Annotated in this window: 6 protein-coding genes; 3 read left to right on the forward strand and 3 right to left on the reverse strand. The window is 38.5% G+C overall.

All coding sequences use genetic code 11. From position 1 onward, the window contains the following. Nucleotides 1-4: 4 nt before the first annotated feature. Entirely contained in the window at nucleotides 5-2,566 is a 2,562-nt protein-coding gene (gene ppc, locus KO495_RS07585; protein WP_215979802.1) for a phosphoenolpyruvate carboxylase, read from the reverse strand. A 188-nt stretch (nucleotides 2,567-2,754) separates the two neighbouring features. Here ppc and KO495_RS07590 point away from each other — a divergent pair, with 188 nt between their 5' ends. Next, the gene (locus KO495_RS07590) at nucleotides 2,755-3,702 is read left to right on the forward strand and encodes a LysR substrate-binding domain-containing protein (RefSeq protein WP_215979803.1); all 948 of its coding nucleotides are present in this window, start codon (nucleotides 2,755-2,757) and stop codon (nucleotides 3,700-3,702) included. A gap of 228 nt (nucleotides 3,703-3,930) precedes the next feature. After that, nucleotides 3,931-5,082, forward strand: coding sequence for a helix-turn-helix domain-containing protein (locus tag KO495_RS07595; RefSeq protein ID WP_215979804.1), 1,152 nt, complete (start codon nucleotides 3,931-3,933; stop codon nucleotides 5,080-5,082). Between the two features lie 261 nt (nucleotides 5,083-5,343). On the opposite strand, the gene KO495_RS07600 is transcribed toward KO495_RS07595, so the two are convergent. Next, nucleotides 5,344-6,096: a hypothetical protein gene (locus tag KO495_RS07600; RefSeq protein ID WP_215979805.1), complete on the reverse strand. Its 753-nt coding sequence runs from the start codon at nucleotides 6,094-6,096 to the stop codon at nucleotides 5,344-5,346. A 296-nt stretch (nucleotides 6,097-6,392) separates the two neighbouring features. Between KO495_RS07600 and blaOXA the strand changes: the two genes are divergently transcribed. Next, nucleotides 6,393-7,214, forward strand: a complete 822-nt coding sequence (gene blaOXA / locus KO495_RS07605) for a class D beta-lactamase (protein WP_354668373.1) — start codon at nucleotides 6,393-6,395, stop codon at nucleotides 7,212-7,214. Between the two features lie 74 nt (nucleotides 7,215-7,288). On the opposite strand, the gene KO495_RS07610 is transcribed toward blaOXA, so the two are convergent. Next, the coding region (locus KO495_RS07610) for a transporter substrate-binding domain-containing protein (RefSeq protein WP_215979806.1) at nucleotides 7,289-8,008 on the reverse strand (720 nt) is incomplete at its 5' end.

Raw genomic sequence — 8,008 nt, forward strand, 5'->3', positions numbered from 1 at the left:
AACTTTATCCTGTATTACGCATACCGGTAGCGATACCCGTCATACTTACCATGAGCAGCTGCTCACACAATGGGTGTTCAGGTTGTTTACGTAGGCGTTTCAATGCTTCAATTTGTAATAAGTGCAACGGTAGTAAATAAGGCTGTCTTAACTGGAACGAGGTGAGGTTCCACTGATCACTTTCTAAGGTTTCAGTTTGCCCTAACAGTTTAAGTACTGTTGCTTTATCTTTGGCTAATTGTGAGCGTAATTCATCACCCATGGCTTGTAGCTCTGGCTCCACTAAGTGTTGATCGTACATTTTAGAAATACGACTGTCTGATTTCAAATAGACCATTTCGGTTAGTGAAACACGGGCTCTAAAGTAAGGCCAATTTTCTAGCATATCTTGAATGGTATAACTTTGTTTTTGTCCTATTTCTTCAATCGCTTGTCCAAAACCAAGCCAACTTGGTACCACTAAGCGGTTTTGGCTCCAAGCAAAAATCCACGGAATAGCACGGAGTGATTCAATACCGCCATCGGACTTACGTTTACTTGGGCGTGAGCCAAGCGGTAATGATGAGAGCTCTTGCTCAGGGGTTGCTTGTCTGAAGTAAGTAACAAAGTCTTCTTGATCACAAATATAGCTACGGTAAATGTCACAGCTACGTTTTGCCATGTCATCCATCAAACTGCGCCAAGAATCTTTCGGAGCCGGTTGCGGTTTGACTAAACTTTCAAGAATCGCGCTGGCATATAAATGTAAGCTACGTACTGCTAAGTTAGGTAAACCAAATTTAAAGCGAATAGTTTCGCCTTGCTCGGTGACTCGTAAACCACCTTCTAACGTACCTGGAGGTTGCGATGCAATCGCAGCATGTGCAGGGCCGCCACCACGGCCAATTGTGCCACCACGACCATGGAATAATTTTAAAGTGATTTTATGACGACGAGCGACAGCTACTAACGCTTCTTGGGCTTGATATTGTGCCCATGCTGCTGCCAATACGCCGGCATCTTTAGCTGAATCGCTATAACCTATCATGACATGTTGTGCGCCATGAGTGCGTTTAACGTAATCTTTATCAGTCAATAACACATCAATAACTTGTGCGGCATTATTTAAATCATCTAAGGTTTCAAATAATGGTGCAATGGGCATATCCCATGTAATACCCGTGGCTTTCATTAACAAGTTAACGCTAAGTACATCACTTTGATTACTCGCCATTGATATGACATAAATACCAAGTACTTCTTTGGGTTGGGCAGCAATAAAACTAAAGGTGTCTAATACTTCTTGAGTTTGCTCTGACCATTGTACTTTAGGTAATAGTGGGCGAGAGTTATTTAGCTCAGTTTGTAAAAATTGACAACGTTGCTGTTCATCCCATGATAAATAATCACCTAAGCCTAAAGCCGATACAATTTCAGCGATTGCTTGATCGTGAAACTCACTATGCTGGCGAACATCAAGCTTAACTAGTGAAATACCAAAACAGTGAACTTTGCGAATAACATCTAACACTAAAGAGTTAGCAGCGCGTGTTAGCCCAGCATTAAGTAAACTATCACGACATAACAATAATGGCGCTAATAGTGCACTAGGGCTAGCAATAGCTCCCTCGGTATTATTGTTTTTAAGTAAAGTTATGGTCTGTTCAAGTTCAGCTATAGTTTGCTTTAATAAATGACGGTATGGACCAATACCTTGAATGTCGGTGGTAACTAAAACCTCATCTGCTTTGTCCATTGACAGTTCTAAATATAGGTTTTGAAAGTCAGTTAAATAAAGCTCAGCAGCCATTAAACGTGCTTGAATTATGGCCTGTTTACTTAAGTTGGCTGTTACAAAAGGGTTACCATCTCGGTCGCCCGCCATCCAACTTGCCATGGTAATTGGCGTAGCATCAAGTGGTAAAGATTGGCCAGATACTTGCTGACATAAAGTGTCGAGCTCACGGACAAATTTTGGTACCGCAACCCATAAACTATCGCTAATTGCGTTTAAACCCCAGCGTGATTCATCAAGTGGCGTGGGGCGTTGTTGTCTAATTTCATTGGTGCCCCAAGCTTGTTCAATTAACTCTTCAATACGCGGGTTTAAATCAGAGCCACTATCGGCAAGTTGCTCGGCAATTTCATGATATTTATGAATAAAAGTACGGCGATTTACTTCAGTAGGGTGAGCGGTTAGCACTAATTCAATATGTAATTGGTTAACTGCTTTTAAGAAGGTTTTAGCGTCTACATCACCAAGTTGCTCTTTTAACGACTCTAATGGGTGAGGTAAGTCAAGTTCAGCTAAACCTTGCTCACTCGCAGTATGCTGTTGCTCAGCCACATTGGCTAAATTCAAAAATTGGCTAAAAGCTCGAGCATAAATTAACAGCTTATCTTCATCGCACGATTGAAAAAGACTTTTTAACTCATCAAGAGCATAAGCTTGGTTAGCCACGCCATCTTTCGCTAATAAGCGTATATGTTCAATGTTATCTAACCAACGTTGGTCAGTTTCATTGGCAATGGTTTGCCCTAAAGCTGAGCCTAGAGCTCTGATATTGTGTGAAATTGTTTCTAACATAATCTTTGCGTTAACCTTGTTTTAGCTTTTCACTTATCGCACATTAGGATGCAATATGGGAAAGCATTACGGTGTATTGATGTTTTTATGCTAGAAGTTAAATCGAATAGAGTCTAATATATGTTTTTAATTTTAACTATAGATTTTTATCTATGAGTCGTGTTTTTTGTTTGATTTAGTGGCTATTTATGAGTGTAAAACAACCAACAATTAGGCAGTTACAATTAGTTCAGGCTTTAGCTCGCTATCAGAGTTTGTCTGTTGTGGCTGAAAAGTTATTCATTTCACAGCCATCAGTTTCTATTCAATTAAAAAACTTAAGTGATTTACTCGGTTTACCTGTTTACCAAATGCGGGGACGAGTAGTTGAGCTAACCGATGCAGGTCAGGCGGTGTTACGTAGTGCCAATCAAATATTTCAGTCGCTCGATAATTTAAAAACTGATATAGATAATTTACAAGGAGTGGTAACAGGTACGTTAACTATTGCGGTTGTTACCACGGCACAATATTTTTTACCTTTGTTACTCGCGGCATTTACACAGCGTCATCCACAAGTTGAGGTAAAGTTAGAAATAGGTAACCGTGATACGGTACACGCTCGTCTTCGAGATAACAGCGACGACTTTTACCTGTTTAGTCAAATACCTACAGGGGTTGAAGTACTAGAAAGCCCATTTCTAACAAATGAGTTAGTTGTGGTAGCGCCAGAGCGTCATGAGCTTGCCCAGCAAGAGAATATTAGTTTAGCGCGATTAAGTCATTACTCATTTATTCTAAGGGAGGCTGGCTCTGGTACGCGAGAAGCGGCAATTAATTTATTTAATTTTCATGGCTTTAAGCTTAATGAAAAAATGACTATTGCAAGTAGTGAAGCCATTAAACAAGCGGTTTCGGCCGGGTTAGGGTTATCTATTTTAAGCCGTTATAGTGTTGATTTCGGTTTAGTACCGGGTATAAAAATACTGCCCGTAGAGCACTTTCCTATTAAAAATAAATGGCGCTTAGTACAGCGTAGTTCTCGAAAACCTAGCTTAACAGCAAAAGCATTTCAGCAGTTTATGCTAGACAATGGGGCAAAAATATTAGCAAAAGCGAAAAAAGATATTACGAGCGCTAGCTCTGTTTTACCTTAACTTTACTAATAAATAACGCTGACGTATTAGGGAGGATTTAGCTTTATAGATGAATAATCTATGACAACTACATAATAAGTCTTAATATTCATTAGCGCACAACTTGTGCTTAACATAAATAAGGTTAATACTCCCCATAATCACGGCTATAAAAATTGTATTTTGAGGTCTTAAGAGATTTTCTATTTTTATTTACCAGTAACTTTATTTTAATTTTATTAATGTGCTATGAATGATCAGCAACAAATTCTTGCTTTAACCGAAGCGGTTAATGGTTTATTACAACAAAGCGACTTACCTGCAACGCTCACTATAGAACAGTGTGCCTCATTGTTGACAATGAGTATGACTTCATTTCGTCGCAAACTGTCGTTAGAGGGCAGTAGCTTTAAGCTTATTCAGCAAAAATATTTAAATGAGTTATGCGTGCAGGCGTTGTTAACTCAAAATGCAAAAATAGAGTCACTGGCTATTCAATTAGGTTACTCTGAACGCGCCACTTTTGAGCGTGCTTTTCGACAAAAATTTGGTATTACCCCGTCACAATTTCGTGAGTTATCTTTAATTGGAGATAATAAGAATAATCCGCAAAACTTAGCAGGTATTGCGCAAAATATGCCGCCACTATCGGACTGTTGTCAACAGTTGTTAAAAGAGCGAGATAACCATAATTTAGATATCGACAAGGTTGTTGCTATTGTTGCCGAAGACCCCATTTTTTCTGGGCGTGTTATCGGTCTTGCGAGTAAAGCTATCTATGGGAAAACACCGCAAAGCCTTTATGAAGCGATTAGTCGTAATTTAGGTATTAATACCGTTATTAATTTAGCGATTATGTATACGGTAAAAGATGCACTACAAGCGCATGTTACTCCAGATATCATAGAGCCTTACACTGAGGCTTTTTTAATTGCTCCTAAGCTTTTTCAGTTATTGCGTAAGTCGGTTGCTGCTGAGATTAAATTCGATATTGCTTTAACCGAGCAAGTACTTGTTTTTGCGCTGTTGGGGATTTTATTGTTGAGCCATAAAGAGGTGGGTAATCACAAGTTTGTAATGCACTCACTTCAAGGAATGGATGACTTACACTCGCTTAATCAGCACATTAATACCTCAATGAATATTAGTATTTATTCAGCCTCGTCGTTAATGTTGTCGCTGTGGCATATTGATGCGAGTTTAATTAAGCAGTTAACCCATTTAGATAAAGTAAGCCAGCAGCGCAGTAAAGGGACTAAAGAAGATGAAATGATTTTGTTTATGTTGTCGTGTTTATACCATATGGCAGCAGGTCATCAAGATTATAGTGCTTTAGCGCAAAAAGCTGAGCTTTTAAATATTGTTGATTTTGATGATATTAAACGAACATTAATGGGGTAACTTACCGAGGTAATATGTGACGGTGAACTTATTTAGTTGAATTTTCTAGTTAAGTTGTCTAGCTAAGTTGCCTAGTGAAGCTGTCTAGTGAAACTTTCTCGTAAAGTAGGGCGCTTTTTCAGCCACTCAATAAATTGAGGGGGGATTGGCTGAAAAAGCAAACATTATTGAATAATATAAATATAAGCTAGATTGAAGCCGGTAGACGATCCTGTCTTTTGGCTAATATTCTCAATAATAAGGTTATAAAAGCAGGTGTTATTATTTACCAGCTAATACTTTATTCTTTGTTAGTTTAGTGTGTCTACGTACAAGTAAACCAAAACCTAATAAACTTAATGCAAAAATAGATGGCTCAGGTATGTCACTTACCTTAGCGTTGCTAACTTGTACCAACGACACATTATCAATTAAACCACCAAACGAGTTTTTCATCCCAAAAGCGCCGAAACTAATGTCCATGGTTTCTGCTTGCGCAGTTAAAACCACTGACTGTTTTACCCAGCTTGGGGTAATGTTTTTAGTACCATTAACAATAAACTTTGCCGCCATGTTTTGATCAAAACTGGTGCCTGAGTCATACCAAAATACTTGTACGCCATTATCATTGATTGCGTTGGTGCGAGGCTTATAAAAAAACTCTAATAAATAATCAGCACCTACGGTTAGTGAAGCTAATGATTGCGACATCACAGTATTTGCTGCGCTTTTCATATCAGAATCAAGCTCAACATGTGTTGCGCCATCTTGCGATTGAGTGACCACATTTTTTTGTAATTCAATGCCACTACCAGCAGTCGTTACCCAACCCGGTAAGGTGTAAAATACATCCCAAGCACTACCCATAGATTGATAAGACGCTAAGTTGGTATTATTTGCTGCACCGACCACCTGAGTATTATCATTAAATGCTAATTGCTCAAAACTACCATTGGTAATTAATGAAGCATTTACGGTAGTGCTTAATGCGAACAAAGAAGCTGATAATAGTATGCGACTGATGTTATTAACCATATTGAATAATCCCTTAACGTCTCGATTTAGACTTAGTATAGAGAAGCGAACTTGAGTAAAATATGGCAGAACTGTCCAATTGTAGATATTTTTTAATGGCAATTAGGTGAGTTTATGCGGTAACGAGTTGATGCGGTAATAGTAAGCTTATTATCACGAGTTCAGGTTAATGCTATGCTTAGTCATATTTTTGCCACAATTAAGTAAAGCATTTAGCATTTTGTTAGTCTGCCTCTCTTTACTTATTCAAATAAGGCGGCACAGTGTTAGCAGCATATCATCAATTAAAGTTACCAATAACGTTTTACTCGTTCAAGGTACTCTTAGCTTCACTATGGCTGGTTAGTTTTGGTCTATTAGCTAAAGATAAAAATATTGAGCAGGAAAATTGGCAGCGATATTTTGACGCTTACCAAGCAACAGGTACTGTAGTCATACTAGATAGCCGAGCAGGCGTTAATAAGCGCTGGGTATATAACCCAAGTCGGGCGAAAAAAGCATACTCGCCAGCTTCTACATTTAAAATTCCACACAGTTTATTTGCCCTTGACGCAGGTCTTGTTAAAGATGAGTTTCAGATATTTACATGGGATGGAGTAAAGCGAAGCTACTCACTACATAATCAAGATCAAAATTTACGTTCGGCGATGCGACACTCAGCGGTATGGGTTTATGATGCGTTTGCCAAACAATTGGGCTATGAAAAGTCTTTGCGTTATTTGCAAAAATTGCAGTATGGCAATAGCGACCCACATACGGAGCAAGGCAGCTATTGGATAGAGGGTAATTTGGCTATTTCAGCGCAGCAACAAATCGATTTTCTAGCGCAGTTACATAAAAATAAACTACCGTTTAAGATAGAGCATCAATTATTAGTAAAAGATTTATTAGTTAATGAAGCGGGTAGTTATCAAGGTAACGATTGGATTCTACGGGCAAAAACTGGCTGGCAAGGAAAGTACGGCTGGTGGGTGGGTTGGGTAGAATGGCCAGACGGCGCTGTTTATTTTGCTTTAAATATTGATACCCCAAACCGAGGCAAAGACTTATTTAAGCGTAAAGCGATTGTTAAAGATATTTTACGTGCGATTAATGCATTGCCTGAAGTGGCTATATGAATGACCAATGTAGCCGTGTATAAAATCAAATATGACAGTGAAAATATTTGGGCATAAGACGCTAGGATTTTTACTTATATTTTAGAGTTGTGACTGTTTTCAACTGCCTCTAGTGCGCCTTGGTTTTTTAATTGTTGAAAAGCATTCTCGACCCTACTTTTTAAACTAGGTGTAACTGATTTCTTACTAAGGGCAAAGTAAATAGGCGTGCTATGAAATTCTAATGGCTGAAACCAAACACCTTCAAAGTCTTCATCTGATGTTACGCCATTAATAATATTACGTTTAGCTTCTAAAAAGCCACTAATACGTCCGCGTTTCAATAGCTTCAATTTAGTTTTATTATCGGTAACATGAATAAAGTGTTGCTGATGTTGTTTGTCAGCTAATAATCGCTCAATATCTTCGCCGTAATAGGCATTACGTTGGATCGCAATAGGTTTATTTAGTTGCGTAATATCTGATATTTGATTAAGTGAAAAATTAGCACTTTCATTGGTTGCCAGTACAATGACTTCATTGCGAATAGGGCCAATAAAGTAAAATGATTCCTCTCTAATCGGCGTTTTTGAAATATTGACCATTAAATCAATATCACCATCAGCTAGCATCACGAGTGCTCTTGCCCACGAGACTTCAACCACCGAAAATTGGCATTGTGCTTTAGTTAATAATACTTTGGTTAAGTCGATATCAACTCCAGACCACTTATTATTACTGTTTTTTTGAGACTCTGGGGCGTAATTTTCAAGTCGAACGGTTAGCTCACAGCTAAAGCTAGGTAAAGCAATAAC

This window comes from Colwellia sp. D2M02 (assembly GCF_018860755.1).
Classification (GTDB): domain Bacteria; phylum Pseudomonadota; class Gammaproteobacteria; order Enterobacterales; family Alteromonadaceae; genus Colwellia; species Colwellia asteriadis.

Bases quoted from the DNA above. Each gene is read 5' to 3' on its own strand.
- KO495_RS07590 (WP_215979803.1), top strand. From the start codon at position 2,755: ATGAGTGTAAAACAACCAACAATTAGGCAGTTACAATTAGTTCAGGCT.
- KO495_RS07600 (WP_215979805.1), bottom strand. From the start codon at position 6,096: ATGGTTAATAACATCAGTCGCATACTATTATCAGCTTCTTTGTTCGCA.
- KO495_RS07595 (WP_215979804.1), top strand. From the start codon at position 3,931: ATGAATGATCAGCAACAAATTCTTGCTTTAACCGAAGCGGTTAATGGT.
- ppc (WP_215979802.1), bottom strand. From the start codon at position 2,566: ATGTTAGAAACAATTTCACACAATATCAGAGCTCTAGGCTCAGCTTTA.